The following is a 19244-nucleotide window of genomic DNA, read 5'->3' on the forward strand; positions in this document are numbered from 1 at the left end:
AGCAAAACCCTGAAATACCGGAGACCTCGTGACCAGCGTATCGGTCGCGGGGCGCGCGGATCTGACCGATGCCCAGTGGGCACGGCTGGAACCGCTGCTGCCCCGTGGTGTGAAGGCGGGCCGTCCGCCGAAGTGGACGAAACGGCAGCTCATCGACGGGATTCGGTGGCGGACCCGCACCGGCACGCCATGGCGGGACGTGCCCATCCGGTACGGGCAGTGGCAGACGGTCTACGGACTGTTCCGGCGCTGGCAGCGTGGCGGGAGGTGGGCGTTGATCCTGAAAATGTTGCAGGCCTTCGCCGATGCCGTCGGTGCGATTATCTGGCAGATCAGTGTGGACTCCACCATCATGCGGGCCCACCAGCACGCCGCCGGCGCCCGCCGCGACGGTGATGGGCAGAAGCATCCGCCCGGCGGGGTCGAGGTCGAACCCGCCGACCACGCGTTGGGTCGCTCGCGTGGCGGCTGGACCACGAAACTGCATCTGGCCTGTGAGCAGGGCTTGCGCCCCCTGGCCTTGCTAGTGACCGGCGGCCAAGCCGGTGACAGCCCGCATTTCGCCGCCGTGCTCACCTCGATCCGGGTGCCACGCCTTGGACTGGGCAGGGCGCGGGTCCGACCGGATCGGGTGCTGGCCGACAAGGCTTACTCGTCCCGCGCCAACCGGGCCTACCTGCGCCAACGCGGGATCAAAGCCACCATCGCGATCCCGGGTGATCAGGCGACTCACCGCCGCAACCGCGGCTCGGCCGGTGGACGACCACCAGCCTTCGACCCCAAGGCTTACCGAAACCGCAACGCCGTCGAACGCGGCATCAACCAACTCAAGCAAAACCGCGCTGTCGCAACCAGATACGACAAACTCGCCGTCCGCTACCTGGCCACGATCCACATCGCCGCCATCAACCAGTGGCTCCGATGCGCCGACTTATGAAACAAGCCCTAGTTCGCCAGTAAATACGAGGCCGTCTGTTCGGTGGCGGTGGATCGGGCACGGCGGATCGCGGACGGACTACACGATCGTCCGGCGGCCGAATCGCTGTGGCCCGCTGTCATTCACGCGGTACTCGCCGAATTCCGCGATGACCAACTGCCCGATCGGGTGTGGACCCCCGGCGTTCGGCTGATCACCACCGAGCCCGCGCTGCAGGGTGAATATCTCAAGGCGCAAGCCGTCATCCAGGAGGCCATCGCGACGGCCATTGCCCAACGCACCAGCCGTGACCTGCATTCCGATATGTTCCCGCGGATCATGGCCGGCGCGATCGCGACGGCATTGCAGGTCGCCATCGACCGCTGGGTCGATGCCGACCCGCCCACCGCGGCACTGCCCGTCATCCGGGAAGCGTTGCGGCAACTGTCCTTCCTACCAGGAGCCTTTCCCATGGACGTCCCCACCAACCACACCCTCACCGTCCCCGGCGCCACGCTCTACTACGAGATCCGCGGCAGCGGTCCGCTGCTGCTGCTCATCCCCGGCGGCAACGGTGACGCGGGGACCTTCGACCAGATCGCCGAACGACTCGCCGACCGCTACACGGTGGTCTCCTACGATCGGCGCGGCTTCTCCCGCAGTCCCGACGACGGTGCGATCGACCATCGCGTCGACCTCGACGGCGCCGATGCCGCCGCGCTGCTCGCCCACCTCGGCGGCCAGCCCGCAGCGGTACTCGGCAGCAGCTCCGGCGCCATCGTCGCACTCGAATTGCTCACCGCGCATCCAGAACTCGTGCACACGCTGATCGCGCACGAACCGCCGCTGGCGAGGGTGCTGCCCGATGCCGACAAGTGGCTCCACTTCTTCGACGGGGTCTATCAGACCAGCAAGACCGAGGGATTCCTCGCCGCATTGACCGTCTTCGCCGAAGGCGTCGGGCTGCACCGGCCCGAGGTCGACCCGACCGAGGAACCCGGCCCCGAAGTCGCGGCAACGAACGCGCGCATCCAGCAGAACATGATGTTCTGGATGGAGTATGAACTGCGCCAGTACATCCGCTACACGCCGGATCTCGACGCGCTGCGGACCGCCTCGGATAGGCTGGTCCTCGCCGTTGGTCACGACTCGAAGGACACCTTCCCCGCTCTGCCCAACGCGGTGCTCAGCGAAAGCCTCGGACTCGACATCCTGGAATTCGCGGGCGACCACATCGGATACAACTCGGCCGCCGAAGACTTCGCTACCCTGCTCGACACTCTGCTCACCAAGCGCGCGTGACTCTTCGCTCACAGATCCCGTGAACGCATGGGCGAGGACGCACCGCAGCCCGGCGCAGCCGCAGATCGAGACAGCTCTCCCCGAGAGCCGGCCTCCCGACAAGCCATCCGATCGCCGGGCGGACAAAGACCATGCAGGACACCTGCGGGCCGTCCGAGGCCGAACCAGAGCGCCCGCAACTATCGTCGAGGCCATGGCTGGTCACCCACCCCTACAAGTCGCCGTATGCGGACCACGTGACTGCACGGCCACCGAGGCCGGGTGGGCCGAGGAGATCGGGCGACTGCTCGCGCGCGCCGGTGCCACCGTCCTGTGCGGCGGCGGCACCGGCGTCATGGCCGCGGTGGCCGCAGGTGCCGCCAGCGCGGGCGGTCTCGTCATCGGCATCCGCCCCGACACCGACCGCGCTGGCGCCTGCCCCGGCCTATCCGCGGTCCTCTACACAAATATGGGCGAGGCCCGCAACGCGATCCTCATCCACTCCGCCGACGCCGTCATCGTGATCGGCGGCTCGTGGGGCACCCTCTCCGAACTCGCGTTCGCCCGCCACCGCGGCGCCAGCCCCGTCATCTCCCTCGGCGGTTGGCAACTCCACGACGCCGCCGGGAACCCGATAGCCGCAGCACAACTCGCCACCGACCCGGCCGACGCCGTCCGCCGCGCCCTCAACTAGGCCGAACGACTCGACGTCTCGCCACCAGCCGGCCCGAATCAGCCTTTCCGTCCCAGCTCGATAACCACGCCCTGGCAGACGAGGATCGGCGCCGCGGTGGTGTTGGACGACACTCGACTAACGGGCGTTCGCGCGAGACAGGTTCCACCCCTGCCAGCTGTCCTGCTCGAGACGCAGACGGATCGCGTGGAGGACTTCGCTGCGTTGCGGTTCGGGAAGCCGCCCGACGGCGGGGACGATATCGGGTGAGAGTCCGCCCAAGTAGGCCGTGTCGAGGCTTCTGCCATGCTGCCAGCGATCGATATTCCGTTCCGCGACAATGCCTTCCGGGTTGAGGACGGACAGGGCGAACAAGGTCGCCATCGCAGTGCCGATGGCGGCGCGCGGGACCCAGCTGCCGTCCAGTCGGTGCGCGGCGGCGATCATCAGCAAGTAGACCAGGCCCAGCCAGAGTTCGCAGACCTCGACCAGCAGGCGCATAACGGTGAAGCCGTACGCCTGCTGGTAGGTCCACATGCGGCCGAGCGCGGAGGCCACGATGATCAGCGACAGCACACCGATCGCGGACAGCAGGATCCGCAGCCAGGCCCGGTCCGCGGCGGAGTCCCGTGCGGCCCACCGCAATACGACCGCGATTACCGCCAGCGTCAGCATGGTGACGATCGACAGCTGCCAGAATCCGCTCCGCGCGTATTCGGCATACGTCAGATTCGCGCTGCGCTGGACGTAGTCGTCGCCACCGAACAACGCGACGAACTGGGCGATGACAAAGACCGCGAACAGCACCGTCAGCGCGCCAACCGGCAATGCCCACTCCAACCGTCGCAGGGTGCCGCCGGTCGATTCCCCTGTCGCCGCGGCCCGCGGACCCGCCAGCAAATACATCGCCCCGATGCTGCCGAACCCGAGTGCCACGAACGTGAAGATCCACCGCATAACCGATTCCGCGTGGATCTCCGGTGTCACCGCCGACAGCAGTGTCGCGAAAGTCGCATCGGCCCCACCCAGCAGGGGCACGAAAACCGCCAGCAACGCGAGCGTCACCGCCACTGACACCCCAGCCCGCCAGGATCGCCGCGCGGTACCGTCACCGATCCGCCCGAACGCCGAATACACCCACGGAATGCCCGCAATCGATTCGATCGGCACCGCGATCACGTCATACCAGGCCCCATACACCGACCGCCGCCCGACAACCGCCAACGACCCGGCCACCCCCGCCCCCACCACACACAACGCGAACAACCACCCCGCAGCCCGAACCGCCCCAACCCCCAGCAACGCCAACGCCAACGCCGCCCACCACACCCGACCCCAATTCCACTGGAGCACACCAAATCTCACTCCACTCGCCACCGAATTGCCCCGATCCACCCCCACACCTTCGGACCGCACCCGCCCCCCGGTAATCGCCGAGGCCGACTGCCCCGCATCTCGTTCCATCCCCTCAGCTGCGCGCGACGACAATTCACCCGGTTCCGACAAAACCGGCGTCACCTCGATGCCGCCGGCCGCTCCTGCCGCACGCCCACCCGTTGCATCGCCCTGATCCGCCTCCACACCAACACCTTCGGACCCCAGCAGACCGCCACCGACCACAGCGCCCGAACCTCCGGCGCTCAGATCGGCCTGATCCGGTGCCGCACCAGCACCTTCGGGCTGGATCCGACCGCCGGTAGTCGCCGCGGAGGCGAGCGATGACGATTCGGCCGGTTCCGGCGAATGCGTCGTCGACGCGGCAGCATCGCGCGCGGCAGCAGCTCGGCGTGCGCTGTGATCCACGGTGAAGATCGCGGCCGCGGCGACCGAACCGGCCAGTACCCAGCCGAGTCCAGGGCGATCCAGTGGGATCAGCGCTGCGCCCGCGAGACCGGTGATTCCGGCGGCGGGCAATACGCCTGGTGGGCAGGCGATGCGCCGCCATCTCGGCATCGGCGCAAGCCAGGGGGTGGGTGCATCCGACCTGGAAACCGGTGGGGCAACCGGCCGCATGGGGGGCGTCGGCGGCTGATGTCGAGACACGCTCGTCGGGCGAGTCAACCGAGGAGGTTGGCCCGGTTGCGCGCCCTGGATCAGCGCAGTTTCGGATATCGGCGAGTCCGCTGCGGACCTCGGTGGGGGCGCGGGGTCTTCCGCCTCCGAACGCGCCTCGGCGACGGGCTCGTTCGGCGACACCGGAGCCGGTGGCGATGATTCGGCCGCGTTGGTCGGCGCATCGGGTGCCACCACAACATCAGGCGCCACAACATCCGACTCGGCTCGCGTCTTCGGCGCATTCGGCAATGCCGATGTCGATTCGGGTTGCGATGAGTCGTCCGGGGTGGGTTGATCTGGCACAGTGTCCCCTCCTATGGGTGTGCGGGACCGGCCCGGGACTTTGTCGGGTCCGGGTCACGATGTGTTCGGGTAGGTGATTTGGGGTTGGGCTAGTGGGCCGGGAGCACGACGCGGATGCGGGACCCCGGGTCGGCGACAGCGATGGTGCCGCCGTGCAGGTCGACTATCCAGCGGGAGATCGCCAGGCCGAGGCCGGTGCCGCCGCCGTCGGCGCGGCCGCCGCGGGTAAAGCGATCGAATATGGTGGCGCGCTCGGCGATCGGGATGCCGGGGCCTTGGTCTTGAACGTCGATGATGAGGTTGCCGCGGTCGGATCGGGCGTCGATGCGGACCTCGCCACCGGAGGGGCCGTGGCGGGCGGCATTATCGAGCAGGTTGAGCAGCACCTGATGCAGGCGTGCACGGTCTGCGAAAACGCTTGCGGTGCTTGGTTGCACGTCGGTGCAGAAGCGCACGCCGCGCCCGAGTGCCGCGGCCATCACCTCGGCCTCGGCGACGACCTCGGCTAAAAGCGGTGTGACGCTGAGTTCTTCGCGGTCGAGTGCGCGGGCGCCGGATTCGATGGTGGACAGGTCGAGCAGTTCGGAGACGAGCAGGCCGAGCCGTTCGGTTTGCGCGAGTGCGGTGCGCAGGGTTTTGTCGTCGGGTTTGGATACGCCGTCGACCAGGTTCTCCAGCAACGCGTTCAGCGCGGTGATCGGGGTGCGCAGTTCGTGCGAAACGTTCGCGATCAGGTCACGGCGCTGCTGATCAGCGGCAGCCAGGTCGGCGGCCATCTGATTGAAGGCCGCCGCCAACTGCCCGACCTCATCGCGGGAACTGGCGCGGACCCGGCGGGTGTAGTCGCCGTGCGCCATCCGTTTGGCCGCGGCCGTCATCTCCCGCAGCGGTCTGGTGGTTCCGTGCGCGAGGATCTGCGAGGTGACCAGCGCGATCACCGTCGCCGCGATCGTCGTCTTCGGCGGCAGCCACCCGATCCGCAGCCGAAAGAACCCGAACGCCACCCCGGCCGACCCCAACATCAGAATCGCGAATTTCAGCTTGATCGATTTCACCGGATCCAGCGGCCGCGGCAACATCTCCGCCACCGCGTTCGATATCCCCCGCAGCCGCTGCGAAACGGCCGTACTCCACGCCGCACTACCGGAAACCGGAGCCTCGTCGCGCTCACTCATCGCCCGACCACCGCCCGTCATCAACTCCCCACTCATCGCGCCTCCAACGCGTAGCCGACACCGTGCACCGTGCGGATCAGGTCGGCACCGAGCTTGCGGCGCAGTGCCTTGACGTGGCTGTCGACCGCCCGGGTACCCGCCGCGTCCGCCCAGTCCCAGACCTCTTCGAGCAGGCGCTCGCGGGCCAGGACCACGCGGGGGCGGCGCGCGAGGCGGGCCAGCAGGTCGAATTCGAGGGGGGTGAGCTGGGCTTCGATATCGGCGCGCCAGACCCGGCGCTGGTCGACGTCGATACGCAGGTCGCCGACGACGATGGTCGCGCCATCGCGTTCGGCGGCCCGGTCCATGCGGCGCAGCAGAGCGTGGACGCGGGCGGCCAGCACGCGCAGGGAGAACGGCTTGGTGAGGTAGTCGTCCGCGCCGACGCCGAGGCCGATGAGCTGGTCGGTTTCGTCGGTACGCGCGGTGAGCATGAGGACCGGTATCGGGCGCGCGGCTTGGATGCGACGGCACACCTCGAGGCCGTCGAAGCCGGGCAGCATGACATCGAGCACGACGAGATCAGGTGCGAACCCTTCTGCCGCGGCAACGGCGCCGGGACCGTCATGCGCCACGTCTACGGTGAACCCCTCGGCCCGCAGCCGCGCCGCCACCGATTCGGCGATGGTCACCTCATCATCGACCACGAGAATCCGTCGCGCCCCCTGCCCGCTGACCGCCGCGTTCTGTTCCATGAACCGAAACCCTAGCCACCCGCTGTGGAGAGAAGCCGCGCCATTTGTGGAGATTCCGTGTGCACCCCGGGACTGCCGCTGACCAGACGCGCGGAATCGGCCAGCTACCGGCCGGGCTGCGTGTTCGATCCGCTCGTGCTCCGCGCCGCGCCGGAAGCGCAACAGCCGCAACCTATTCGCTACGACCCGCACCCTCTATCGTCGACCATCACCGCCACATCCGCGGTCTCCGGAGCTACCCGCGCCCATCACGATGCCGACCGACCGATTCACCGTGGCAGGTACATCGCTGACGCAGCGCCGCGGCCGGTCCCACCTGCGCGCCGTCGCCGACCACAGCGCCCACCGGGCGGTCTGATCATGGTGACCTTGTCCTGCAGCAGCGCAGACATCAAACCGTGTCCTACCCGCAACGGAAGCGACCACCGGAAGCCGCGGCGACAGCGGACAGTTAGCTGCATGGTTGCTCTGGAGCGGATCGGGATACGCGTGCTCATGGCCGCGGCAATCGCGGTCATCGGCCCGACGGGGCTCACCGCATATGCGGCGGCCGGACATATGGCGACACTCGGCGGTGGATCGGGCATTCTGCTCGGCGGCCGATCGACCTGCACCCTCACCACCGTCGGCTACGACCACACCGACCGGCTCGTCGGACTCACCGCCGGACACTGTGCCGAGATCGGCTTGTCCGTACAGGCCGAGACGCAACAGGCGGGCGTCATCGGCACCGTCGCCGCCGTCGACCATGACAACGACTTCGCTGTGATCGAATTCGACCGCGCCAAGGTCACGCCGATCCGCCAGGTATCGCAGACCTTCATCGGCGGCATCGGCGCGCCCGCGCGGCCGGGCGATATCGTCTGCAAGAACGGCCGTACCTCCGGCTTCACCTGCGGTGTGGTCTGGGATACGCACGGATGGTGGTTCCAGAACCAGGTCTGCTCCGAGCCCGGCGATTCGGGCGGGCCGGTAACCATCGGCGACCGTCTGGTCGGAATGAACGTCGGACATATCGCGATCACGGTGCTGGGCGTACCCGTCTTCGATATCGCATGCGAAAGTCCGGTGCATGATCCGGCCGTGGCGACGCACATCGGGATGATCCTGGACACGATAGATCGGTCGGGTGGTATCGGCGCGGGATTCCGTCCACTCTGAGATCGACACCGCCGCGCCGCGCGGCCGGATTCGGCACCCTTGGCCCGAAATCCGGTCTGCCCGTAGGATATTCCTGCGCCGACAGTCGACACTCGCGGGAGCCGATGGTGGAGCCGAGCCCGACACGACAGCAGTACCAGCGCTACGTCGCGATCGGCGACAGCGAAACCGAAGGCATCGGCGATCCGGACGGCAGCGGCGGACATCGCGATTGGGCCGACCGTTTCGCCGCCCTACTCGGCGCGGCCGATCCCGGCCTCGGCTACGCCAACCTGGCCATTCGCGGCCAACGCGCGGCCCAGATCCGCGCCACCCAACTCGGGCCCGCCATCGCACTGAAACCGGACCTCGCTACCGTCGTGGCCGGGATGAACGACCTCATCCGGCCGCGCTTCGACCGCGCCGCCCTGCTCGCCGATATCGAGGCGATGTTCGCCGCGCTCACCGAACTCGGCGCCCGCGTCATCACATTCACCTTCCCCGATATCGGCGCCATCGCGCCGTCGACTCGCCCGCTCTCGCCCCGGATTCGTGCACTCAATGCCGAAATGCGCCGACTGTCAACCGGATACGGCGTCACGCTGATCGACTTCGAACCGGTTGCCGCCACCACACATCCGCGTGTGTGGGCCGAGGACCGGCTGCATCTGAGTCCCCTCGGCCACGACCTGGTCGCCCGCGCGGTCGCCGCCACCCTCGCCGTTCCCGGCGCCGACGACAGCTGGCGCGAACCATTGCCACCGCTCGAGCGAACCTTCCCGGAGGCACTCACCGCAGAGTTGCACTGGATGACAAATCACCTGCTGCCCTGGGGCGGCCGCCGACTGCGTGGACGCTCATCCGTTACCGATACCGAACCCAAACGCCCGCAACTGCTCCCCGTCTTCGCCTGACGGATGAGATGACTCAGCGCGCCCGCGCCGAAGCGGCTTCCGGCCTCGCGCTGCTCGTTCTACCGCGCTCAGAAATCCAACGCGGTAAGTCATATCGCGGCGGGATGCTTGGTGGCTGACCAGGACCGGAAGCCGACGCGGTCACCTGACGCTCACGTCCAGAGCGCTGCGATGAACACGTTGAGAATCGCCAACCCACCGGAGGCGTGGGTCATCCACGGCACCGCCTTCCCGCGCTTCGCATCCGCCCGGCCGATCTCCGCGAACGCGGCGACCAGCACCGAGATGACCAGCTTGGTGCCGATCTTCGCCATATTCGGATCCTTGCCGAGCGAATCGATCGCATCGGCCATCCCCACCAGGATCAAACCGGTGACGATCTGCGCCCGCGCGCCCCACACCATCAACTCGGAAATGGCGGGCTGTCCGGCGACATACCCGCCGACGACCGCCGCCATACCGAGCAGATGCGCGACGACCACGATGTTGTAGACGACTTCTGACACGCTCACGTTGCAAACTCCCCACTATTCGGGTGACAGTACGAAGTTCTACCGCGCGAGCGTTCGGCCGTGCCACTCAGGCACACCGTCAGTCGGTGGGTCAGCCCCGGGGCAGAGGCACACACCCCATCCGCTCTGTCAGTCGGCAAGTTGGTATGCCGCGAAGATGCCTTTGTGGTCGCTGCCCCACTGCGCTGGCGAGGCGAGGAAATTGTCCTGGGTTGGTTTTTGCAGTCGGGTACCGCGCACGATGGACCCGCGCGGGCCGATGATGCCGACCGCAGACAGACTCAGCGCGGCACCATGAGCGAAGATGTAGTCGACGCGGTCGCGTTCGTCGGCCTCAGGAGCCCAGGCGAGCTCGGAAACATCCACATCGACGTTGTCCGAGGGCCAGGTGAGTCCGGGATGGGTGGCCGGGTCCGGATACATCGATCGGTATGCATCGATGAAACCGGCTTCTTGCAGGCGTCGAGTGGTCTCCCATGCCGACACCACCCCGTTGTGGTCGAACAAGTCCGCTGTGGCGGGCGTCCAATCCAGCAGAGACGGCTCGTTCAGGTCGCCACCCATGATGACCGAAGACCCGTCAGCGATCTCGGCTTTCGCGTCGGCGAGAAAGTTGCTGATGACCTCGGGGCGGCCCGAGGCCGCGTTCATGCGCCGGATCACGGCAAGGTCGGTCACTGGGCCGTCCGGCAGCTTGTTCCACTCGTGCTCGGCGAACTCGCCCGGCGCCGGTGCTCCGGGTCCGTACCCTCGGGGCAGGTTGGAGGCATACCAGCGATACTCCAGATGCGCAGAGTAGACGGTGAGTCGCTTTCCGTCGATGTTCAACCGCGCCTTGACCATCCATTGCAGATCAGTGCTGTCCTGGACCGGAAACACCGACAGAATTCCCGTGTCGTGCGAGCGGACGGCGTTGAACTCGCGCCCCCGCAGCACCAGCTCGGCCGCGACGGCCGCGGTCGCTTCGGTTGCCTCCGAGAGCAGCACGATCGAAGCCTGTGTCGAGATGATGAGATCGGTGATCAGCTGAATTCCATTGGAGATTTTGCTGCCGCTGTGCCACGTGTTCAACGCGAGCACCCGGATCTGTCGTGCCGCAGGTGCAGCAGTGGCACCCGCCGCGAGCGCTCGGCCCGCCCCTGCCGACCCCGAGTCATCATCGCTTCGCGTCATCAATCCATCATGGCCTCCATCGAAAGGCCAACGATTGCGAGCAGCGTCAGCCCTACCGAGTACTGCGCCTCGGCGTGCATCGTGAGGCGTTTGCGGGAACCCTGGATCTGTCACGCCGACGCCGATGCGAGCGAGCGCGCCGACCGCCCGTCCACGGACATGGTCGAGGAGGACCGGTGGCGACGAAGTAAGTGGCCGCGCTGGACCGGGTCACTGCGGTGTTGCGTTCTGCGAATGTGTATTTCGCCTCGGACCCGCACCCAACGAGGCGCCAGGATTACCAATCGAGAGGGCGACTTTCAGATGTCGCGCGGGGGTTCCGTACGTGCTATCGACAAATATTAAATGTCGTTGCGGCCATAGCCGAAAAATAGCTGATAAGAATGCGTCCCATGATAGGTACTGCATCCAGCGAATTGCTAGTTCGGCAGGCCGACTCGAACGACCGGACGCTCAACGCGCGGCCTGCGCGGGCGGGATTTCGGGCTGACGTCGAGGGGCTGCGTGCGGTCGCGGTGCTGGCTGTCGTTGTTTTTCATGCGGGTGCGCCTGGTGTCGGCGGTGGGTTTGTCGGGGTCGATATTTTCTTCGTCATCTCTGGGTTTCTTATCACCGGGATGCTGTGGCGTGAGATGGTGGCTACCGGCACGATCGGGCTTGCGTGGTTCTATGGCGCTCGGGCGCGCAGGTTGCTACCCGCTGCAGGCATCGTGCTGGTGGCGACCGCGGTTGCTGCGGCGATGCTGCTGCCTCCGTTGCAGGCTCGCGAGGTGCTCGGCGACGGAATCGCCAATGCCTTGTACGCGGGAAACTATCGGCTTGCCATGCACGGCACCGACTATCTCGCCGCCGATGCGCCGCCTTCGCCTTTTCAGCACTATTGGTCGCTCGGGGTGGAGGAGCAGTTCTATGTGTTATGGCCTGCGCTGATCATCGGCATCGCCTGGTTTGTGCAGCGCCGCCGCAGGCCAGGAGCGGACGCCTCGCCGGTTCCGTATCTGCTCGTCCTCACGGTAGTTGCCGCGGTGTCGTTCGTGGTTTCGCTGGCTTGGACCGGCACGCTGCCGTCGTGGGCATTCTTCGCGCTACCCGCACGGGCGTGGGAGTTGGCCGTCGGTGGCATTGTGGCGCTGTCGGTCCCCGTATGGCGCCGATTTCCGGTACCGCTGGCCACTGTCGCCGGGTGGCTAGGGCTGGTATTGATCCTCGTGAGTTGCACCAATTTGGACGGGCGGACGCCGTATCCCGGTACCGCGGCGCTGCTGCCCGTGCTGGGCGCCGCGTTGATCGTCGCCGCGGGCTGCGCCGGACCCCGGCTGGGAGTCGGTCGCGTATTGTCGGCGGCTCCGCTACGGGCGCTCGGTCGTCTTTCGTACTCCTGGTATCTCTGGCACTGGCCGGTGCTGCTGCTCGCGCCACGGCTGGTCGGTCACCCGCTCGATGCGGTCGGCTCGGTGGGTGCGGTTGTCACAGCCGGTGGCCTCGCCATGCTCACGCTGTGGTTCGTCGAGGATCCCGCCCGTTTTGCGGCGCCGCTGCGGCGTTCGGCCACGCTGAGCCTCGTCGGCGGCGGTATCGTCACCGCGGTCGCCGTCATCGTTGGGGTGGTGCTGCTCATGCTCGTGCCCGCCCCGGTTGGCCGTGGGGCGGCGGCCGAGGCCCTGACCGTCGTGGCGGCGCCAGACGCGCCGCCGTCGCACGCCGTCGATCCGAACGACGCGGCGGTGCAACAGCTGACCGCGCAGGTGCAGGCCGCCGTCGCGGCATCGGCCGAATCGCATTCGGTTCCGTCGAATCTCTCCCCGGCGCTCGCCGACGCGCCGGGCGACAAGGCGGCGGTGTTCGGAAACGGTTGCGTGCGTTCCTGGCTCGATGTCGGGCAGCCCGAGTGCGCTTCGGGCGATCTCGGCTCGGCAAACACGGTGGCACTGGTGGGCGACTCGCACGCGGCGATGTGGAGCCCGGCGTTCGAGCAGATCGCCGAGCAGCGGCATTGGCGCCTGGAAACGATGAGCAAGGTCACCTGCCCGCTGATGGAACTGCCCATCACCAGCCCCTACCTGGGCCGGGAGTACACCGAATGTGTGCAGTGGCGTCACCAGATCCTGGCCCGGCTGCAGGCTGAGCATCCGCGGCTGATCGTGCTGAGCATGTCCCGGCGATACGGCGGCGACTTCGGGTTCACCACCTACGACCAGACCTGGATCGATAGCCTGTCCCACCTGACCACACAGCTGCGGGCGACCGGCGCGAATGTCCTTGTCCTCGGGCCGATTCCGGATCCGCACACCACCGTGCCGACCTGCCTATCCGACCATCTGGACGACGCGCTGGTCTGCTCCCCGCCACGGCCGGTCGCCGTGAACGACGCGGGCATCACAGCCGAACGGGCCGCGACGAGCGCGGGCGACGGGCATTACGCCGACCTCACCGCATTGTTCTGCACCACTGACCGCTGCCCGCTCATCACCCGCAACAACCTGATCTACCGGGACGACAATCACATGACGGTCACCTACGCCAAATCGCTCGCGCCGATCGTTGCCGCGCTGGCCGACCGCGCGCTGGCCCGCGCCTGAACCCCGGTGGGCGCGAACGAAATCGGGGCCTTCCGAGGTTGCCCGGCGACCCCGGAGAATACGCGGTGTGCGGGCACGACGACGGTCTGTTCCAGGCGTTCGCCGACCGGATTGTCGCGGGGGTGGTTGGCCGACAAGACCGACTGGGCGCGGCAGCCTATTTGCGGTGCCGTCCGGGGCGAGACGGTAGTGCCGGAGCGAGGGGGGGTAGCTGGGTTGTATCGGCCAGTGGGTCGACGCGTAGCGTCGCGATGAAGTGGTCCACGGAGCTGAAGCCCGCGGCGTGGATGTGTGAGAGCAGTTCGAATGCGGGGGCTGTTGGGTCGGTTCGCTTCATACTGGCTCCCTTTGCCAGGCTGATGGTGTTGGCACAGCGACAGGGAGTTGGTCTCCGGCACGGAGCCCCCTGTCCGGTATAGAGAACGACGGCTATGAGAGCACCTGCCGCCTATGGCCTTCAGATTCACCGGAACGAGCCGAATCGTAGCGAATGCATGGCAATCACGTGGCAGTTTGCGGACTCGCTTCATATCGGCGAATCGGCCGGGTGTGGGTCTGGCCATCCGTTTCAGCGCAGACTCACTGCCGATGCTGGCGTTAAACCATCGTGCACGGTGGCGGCCTGGGCGAGAATGGTATGCATGCGGGAACTGACCCCAGGTCAGGTGTTCGCGGGTTACCTGATCCAACGTCGGCTCGGCGCTGGCGGTATGGGCGCGGTGTATCTGGCCCGTCACCCCAATTTGCCGAGATTTATCGCGCTCAAGCTGCTGGAGAGCGCCGACGACGATTCTCGTGACCGGTTCCTGAGCGAGGCCGAGCACATCGCCCAGCTCGACCACCCCAACATCGTCACTGTCTACGACCGCGGGAGCGAAGACGACCAGCTGTGGATCTCGATGCAATACATCGACGGCGGCGACGCTGCCACAGCGGTTCGGACATGCGGTGCGCTACCGGCCGCTCGGGCGTTGTGGATCATCTCCGAGGCCGCCAAGGGGCTCGACTATGCACACGCACACGGTGTGCTGCACCGTGACGTCAAACCTGCCAACATCCTGCTCGGCCGACCCGCCGGCGGCCAGGACGAGCGGGTGGTCCTCTCCGATTTCGGCATCGCGAAGGCGCTCGAGGACACCCAGGGCCTGACCGGTAAAGGGATGCTGCTGGCCACCTTCGGCTACACCGCGCCGGAACGGTTCAACTTCACCGCAGTCGATGCTCGCGCGGACGTGTACTCCCTCGGCTGCACGTTCTACCACCTGCTCACCGGATCCCCGCCTTATTCGGGTACGGCGACGGAACTGGTGCGTGCGCACCGCGAGGCGCCGATCCCACAGCCCAGTCGGATGCCCGCGGCCCGCGACACCGGCCTGCCCAGTGCCTTCGACAGCGTCATCGAACAGGCCCTGGCGAAGGACCCCGACGATCGTCCACCGAGTTGTCGCGCCCTCGCCGCGGCCGCCCGACAAGCCCTGGACTCGGCCGCACCCGACCACGCCACCGATGCGACCGGGGCACGCTCGGGGCCACCTGTCACCCGCCCTGCCCAGGCCCGGCACACCCGACACCAGGTCCCCGCACCGTCTTCGCAACCATCGACACCGCTGCCCGACACGGTGTCCGATCAACCCTTGGACCACACTTCCGCATCCGCGAATCGCGCCGATAGCTTCTCGACACGTTGTCGACAACTCCTCGCGGCGGCGCGCCGGGTACTGCGCTCGAGACCGGCGACGCCGTGGTGGCGGAGGCGATCGACCGCCGCGGCGATCGCGGTGGTTCTGCTGGTCCTCGGGGTAGGCGCCGCAGTGAAATACATAATCTGGCCGCGGCCCGACAGCCGGGTTGGCGAGAATACGCTCAGCATTACCAAACCCGGTGACACAGACGAGTTGGCATTCACAGGCACTAAGGGTCAGAAAGTGTTCGTCGAGGTTGCCTCCTCGACCCTGCACTCTGGGTGTTCGTTGTCGTTGCGCGACCCGGTCGGCAAGAACATCGCTACAGGATGCATCAGCAGTGACAGCAGCGGCTTCATCGACACCACCGCCCTACCGGCTAGCGGCAAGTACGCCGTGGTGTTGCGTCCGTCGAACGACGCCACCGGCGAAGCCACGGTACGCGTGATCACCGTCGTCGACCAGGACACGACGATCTCCCCGGACGGGACTCCGGTCACCAGCAGGATCGACACCCCCGGCGCAGTAAGCCGGTTCCGGTTCCACGGCACTAAGGGGCAGAAGGTGTCCGTCGAGGTTGCCTCCTCGACCCTGCCCTCTGGGTGTTCCCCGTTGTCTTTGCGCGACCCGGTCGGCAAGAACATCGCTACAGGATGCATCAGCAGTAACGGCAGCGGCTTCGTCGACACCACGGCCCTGCCGGTCGACGGCCAGTACACCCTCGTCATCGATCCGGACTACACCGACCCGGTAAGAAGCGGGACCGGCGAGTCGCAGGTGCGGTTGTTCACCGTGGTCGACCAGGACACGACGATCTCCCCGGACGGGACTCCGGTCACCAGCAGGATCGACACCCCCGGCGCAGTAAGCCGGTTCCGGTTCCACGGGACCGCAGGTCAGAAGGTATCCGTCGAGGTTGCCTCCTCGACCCTGCCCTCTGGGTGTTCCCCGTTGTCTTTGCGCGACCCGGCCGGCAAGAACATCGCTACAGGATGCATCAGCAGTGACGGCAGCGGCAGCATCGATACCACGGCCCTACCGGTCGACGGCGAATACACCCTCGTCATCGCTCCGGAGTACACCGACCCGATAAGGAACGGGACCGGCGTGTCGCAGGTGCGGCTGTATACCCGATGAAGTCCCTGCATTTCCGGTTCCTATCACCGTTGGACCGGAATGCCTGTGCGGGTCAGATGCTCGGGCACGTAGTCCGGACCACTGTAGACGCGCCGACACTATGCCAGGTCAGATCCTGCGGTCTCGTTGTCGCCGAACTCGCTGATTTCGGACCGCCGATCGGCGGCGTTGCCGAGTCGCTGTTCGTGCCGCACGGAGTGTTGGCACACAGCCGTCGCCACCAATGTTCTGCGGTGGTGCACCGCACTACACAGCAGGTCATGTTTCTTCGAAAGTCATTGTTGTCGAACCGATCCGGATCACGGTGCCGGTCGACAGCGGGGTGGTGAGCTCGATGAGTGCGCAGTCGATGTAGACACCGTTGCACGAGTGCAGGTCCCTGATCGCCAGGCCTTCCCGTTCGGGGACGATCTCCGCGTGGTCGCGGCTGACTTTCGGATCGTCCAACGTCAGATCGTTGTCGGGACCGCGCCCGATCCTCAACCCCTTCGGGGGGACCGCGAGGATGCGGCCGTCGTCGAACCGCAGCCGCCCAGTGCGGTGGGTTCTCGGGATCTCGGCCACGGTGGTGAGCAACGTCTTGGCCTGCATCATGGCGGCTGGATTCGCCTCGAGGATCGGTCCCTGCTGCCGCACCTGCTGCTCCAGCCGGACGAGCTCCGCGCACGGGTCGATTCCCAATTCGTCGGCCAGGATCGCCCGCACCCTGCGGCACGCCTCCAACGCATCGCGCTGTCGGTCCGACAGGTACAGCGCGGTGATCAGCTGCCCCCATAACGGTTCCCGAAATGGATGTTCGGCGGTCAGCGTTCGCAATTCGCCGACGACGTCGGAGGCCTTGCCGCACAGCAGATCCGCACCGATTCGGTCCGACGCCGTGGTGAGGTGTTCCTCCGCCATCGCGGTCGAGAAATCGTCGGTGTATCGGATACCGAGCAGATCGGCCAACGCCGTGCCGCTCCACTGGTCGAGCGCGCGCTGGAAGTGCGCAGCGGCGGCAGCAGGGTCGCCTGATTTGCTGGCCGTTCTGCCGGCCTGACGGGCCGATGCGTATCGTCCGACGTCGCATTCGGCATCGGAGATGTCGAGGCGGTAACCGGGGGCCACAGTGTGCAAGATGGTGCGGTCGACCCCGGCCGATTCCAAGCGGTTGCGCAGTCTGCAGACGAACACCTGCAGACTGTTCGTATAGGCCTTGGGCGGGCTCCCGTCCCACAGCGCGTTCGCCAAGGCGTCCGTCGAAACCACCTGCTGCCGATTGATGGTCAGCATGGCGAGCACGGCCCGCGGTTTGGGACCGCCCACCGGCAGCTCTTGCGCATCGACGAGCAGGTGCACGGGTCCGAGGACACGAACGTCAATCTGCGGCATGGTTACCTCCACCTCGTCGGTGCCGGGTACCACACTGGTCGATGCTGCAACCAGCTTCGCCGTTTCGCTGAATGTATCCAGATGCAGCCAGGTCAGCCGCTGCAATGACTGTGGCGAACAAGGTTACTCCTGTTCAAGGACGAATCCGGACAACGACCGATCGAACGGCCTTGTCGTGCCGGGTTTGATGTTCGGCGTCCCAGAGGGGCCACATGCTGTCCAGCAGGCCCGGGATACCCAACAGGAGATACGACGAGATTGATCGTCAATTGGACACCCCACCGGGCGAGGGCGAGAGATGGCCCCAACGGCCGCCCGATGGACTCCTCGATCACTGCGATGCCGACCCACTTCTTACCGAGGGACTGGCCTGTCCTGCCCTGCCGAACCACCTGGTTCGACACGGCGATTGCGGACGTTCTTCGGCGGGGCTGAGCACACTGAACCGGTCCCGCTCATGGTGAGCGGGACCGGTTCAGTCGGGCGACGAGCGGTCGCACGGGCAGGTTGGCGTAGCCCGCTTCACGGGGTTACCACGGTCGGATCGCAGTCGCACTGCGAAGCCGTTGTGGAGACCACCGGATTGTCGACGGAGACCAGGCGCCGACAATCCGGGGGTGCTCCGGGTCGCGTTAGACCAGGTCCGCGATGACCAGCACCGTGACGTAACCGGTGTACGGGTCGTCGAAGTTCGCGTCCGCGTACTGGGCTTGGACGTCGAAGATCACCGTCCGGCCGGACACCTTGACGAAATCGACATCGACTTCGATGACACCGATCGGTCGCTGGACAGCGCCAGCTCCAGCGAAATCGAGCTTGAAGCCGTTGAGGGCGACGTCGGCGCGGCGCACGGTCGCGGGAAACTCCACGACCGCCTGGGTGCTGCGACGCCCAGTGCCCGACGGAATGTTCACCGTTTTGCTCATGAAATGAGTTGCCATGTTTTCACCTCCTTTGGGGCTCTCGTGGGGATCGGAACCGGTCTCCTGGTTCGCGGCTCGTCTCCGTCTTTGAACGTGACCCAAGGATCGGATCGCCCGCTGATCGCCGGCTGGCAGAACCCTTGCAACCCCGGAACGAGCTGTGCGTGGCTCCATCGGATCGGACTTTCTGGATCCAAGGATGGGATCGCTCGCTGGTCACCGGCTGGCAGAGCTTGCAACCGGAACGAGCTGTGCACGACAGGACGTGATTACCGTCCACACCGACCTGATCGTGGCGGTCACACGCCGGGCTCGATCACCGCCCGACCGTGATCACCGGCAGCCGGCATGGCACCGTGCGGGTATGCGACCTCTCCACCGGAAGAGGGTCCCGGTAGCCATGCGTAACAACGGATTTCGGCCTAGACACCGGAGCTCGTCAGATGTTGCAATAACGATCGATTCTCGACAGCTGGGTATTGAGAATGGCCAGCGGCTGCCGGCGTCCTGCACCCCCGACTGCCGAATCGAGTGACGCTGGGGCACTACGCATCCAACATCCAGTTCGAGGAACCGCCGCCGGCGGTGGCGAGTCGACCGAGGTGCCCGTGGAGCAGTTCGTCGAGGCCGCCCGGCTCGCCATCGAGTAGCAGCAAGTCGGGTGTTGGAAATCGTT

General features: G+C 66.6%; 16 protein-coding genes. 7 read left to right on the forward strand and 9 right to left on the reverse strand.

Annotated features, from left to right (window positions below):
* Positions 1-28 precede the first annotated feature (28 nt).
* The 3 genes from ACQP1G_RS25240 to ACQP1G_RS25250 all read left to right on the forward strand — a co-directional run bounded on the left by ACQP1G_RS25240 (position 29) and on the right by ACQP1G_RS25250 (position 2891).
* The gene (locus ACQP1G_RS25240; protein WP_433192057.1) at positions 29-937 is read left to right on the forward strand and encodes an IS5 family transposase; all 909 of its coding nucleotides are present in this window, start codon (positions 29-31) and stop codon (positions 935-937) included.
* Between the two features lie 42 nt (positions 938-979).
* Entirely contained in the window at positions 980-2218 is a 1239-nt protein-coding gene (locus ACQP1G_RS25245) for an alpha/beta fold hydrolase (RefSeq protein ID WP_433192058.1), read from the forward strand.
* Between the two features lie 193 nt (positions 2219-2411).
* Positions 2412-2891 carry an LOG family protein gene (locus ACQP1G_RS25250; protein ID WP_433192059.1) on the forward strand — a complete coding sequence of 160 codons (480 nt, stop codon included), beginning with the start codon at positions 2412-2414 and terminating at the stop codon, positions 2889-2891.
* Positions 2892-3008: 117 nt separating this feature from the next.
* Here ACQP1G_RS25250 and ACQP1G_RS25255 read toward each other — a convergent pair whose 3' ends face one another.
* From ACQP1G_RS25255 to ACQP1G_RS25265, 3 genes are all read right to left on the reverse strand, one after another.
* Positions 3009-4823 (reverse strand): DUF4153 domain-containing protein, encoded by a 1815-nt coding sequence (locus ACQP1G_RS25255; protein WP_433192060.1) that lies wholly within the window; start codon positions 4821-4823, stop codon positions 3009-3011.
* A 494-nt stretch (positions 4824-5317) separates the two neighbouring features.
* Complete coding sequence (locus tag ACQP1G_RS25260; RefSeq protein WP_433208789.1) at positions 5318-6307, reverse strand: HAMP domain-containing sensor histidine kinase; 990 nt, start codon at positions 6305-6307, stop codon at positions 5318-5320.
* 128 nt (positions 6308-6435) lie between these two features.
* A complete protein-coding gene (locus ACQP1G_RS25265; RefSeq protein ID WP_433192061.1) occupies positions 6436-7137 on the reverse strand; it encodes a response regulator in 702 nt (233 codons plus the stop codon).
* A gap of 459 nt (positions 7138-7596) precedes the next feature.
* Between ACQP1G_RS25265 and ACQP1G_RS25270 the strand changes: the two genes are divergently transcribed.
* Together ACQP1G_RS25270 and ACQP1G_RS25275 are read left to right on the forward strand one after the other, a co-directional pair.
* Positions 7597-8298 carry a S1 family peptidase gene (locus tag ACQP1G_RS25270; protein ID WP_433192062.1) on the forward strand — a complete coding sequence of 234 codons (702 nt, stop codon included), beginning with the start codon at positions 7597-7599 and terminating at the stop codon, positions 8296-8298.
* A gap of 104 nt (positions 8299-8402) precedes the next feature.
* Complete coding sequence (locus tag ACQP1G_RS25275; protein ID WP_433192063.1) at positions 8403-9191, forward strand: SGNH/GDSL hydrolase family protein; 789 nt, start codon at positions 8403-8405, stop codon at positions 9189-9191.
* A 152-nt stretch (positions 9192-9343) separates the two neighbouring features.
* Here ACQP1G_RS25275 and ACQP1G_RS25280 read toward each other — a convergent pair whose 3' ends face one another.
* Together ACQP1G_RS25280 and ACQP1G_RS25285 are read right to left on the reverse strand one after the other, a co-directional pair.
* Complete coding sequence (locus ACQP1G_RS25280; protein WP_433208792.1) at positions 9344-9649, reverse strand: hypothetical protein; 306 nt, start codon at positions 9647-9649, stop codon at positions 9344-9346.
* Positions 9650-9832: 183 nt separating this feature from the next.
* The gene (locus tag ACQP1G_RS25285) at positions 9833-10876 is read right to left on the reverse strand and encodes an endonuclease/exonuclease/phosphatase family protein (RefSeq protein WP_433192064.1); all 1044 of its coding nucleotides are present in this window, start codon (positions 10874-10876) and stop codon (positions 9833-9835) included.
* Positions 10877-11268: 392 nt separating this feature from the next.
* Here ACQP1G_RS25285 and ACQP1G_RS25290 point away from each other — a divergent pair, with 392 nt between their 5' ends.
* The gene (locus tag ACQP1G_RS25290) at positions 11269-13455 is read left to right on the forward strand and encodes an acyltransferase family protein (protein ID WP_433192065.1); all 2187 of its coding nucleotides are present in this window, start codon (positions 11269-11271) and stop codon (positions 13453-13455) included.
* Positions 13456-13612: 157 nt separating this feature from the next.
* Here ACQP1G_RS25290 and ACQP1G_RS25295 read toward each other — a convergent pair whose 3' ends face one another.
* Positions 13613-13792 carry a hypothetical protein gene (locus ACQP1G_RS25295; protein ID WP_433192066.1) on the reverse strand — a complete coding sequence of 60 codons (180 nt, stop codon included), beginning with the start codon at positions 13790-13792 and terminating at the stop codon, positions 13613-13615.
* 304 nt (positions 13793-14096) lie between these two features.
* On the opposite strand from ACQP1G_RS25295, the gene ACQP1G_RS25300 reads away from it, so the two are divergent.
* Entirely contained in the window at positions 14097-16274 is a 2178-nt protein-coding gene (locus tag ACQP1G_RS25300; protein ID WP_433192067.1) for a protein kinase domain-containing protein, read from the forward strand.
* Between the two features lie 258 nt (positions 16275-16532).
* Here the strand turns inward: ACQP1G_RS25300 and ACQP1G_RS25305 are convergent, their stop codons facing one another.
* From ACQP1G_RS25305 to ACQP1G_RS25315, 3 genes are all read right to left on the reverse strand, one after another.
* Complete coding sequence (locus ACQP1G_RS25305) at positions 16533-17645, reverse strand: BTAD domain-containing putative transcriptional regulator (RefSeq protein WP_433192068.1); 1113 nt, start codon at positions 17643-17645, stop codon at positions 16533-16535.
* A gap of 92 nt (positions 17646-17737) precedes the next feature.
* Positions 17738-18049 (reverse strand): RDD family protein, encoded by a 312-nt coding sequence (locus ACQP1G_RS25310; protein ID WP_433192069.1) that lies wholly within the window; start codon positions 18047-18049, stop codon positions 17738-17740.
* 228 nt (positions 18050-18277) lie between these two features.
* Positions 18278-18586: a hypothetical protein gene (locus ACQP1G_RS25315; protein ID WP_433192070.1), complete on the reverse strand. Its 309-nt coding sequence runs from the start codon at positions 18584-18586 to the stop codon at positions 18278-18280.
* Positions 18587-19244 lie beyond the last annotated feature (658 nt).

It is taken from the genome of Nocardia sp. CA-107356 (genome assembly GCF_050946365.1).
Lineage (GTDB): Bacteria > Actinomycetota > Actinomycetes > Mycobacteriales > Mycobacteriaceae > Nocardia.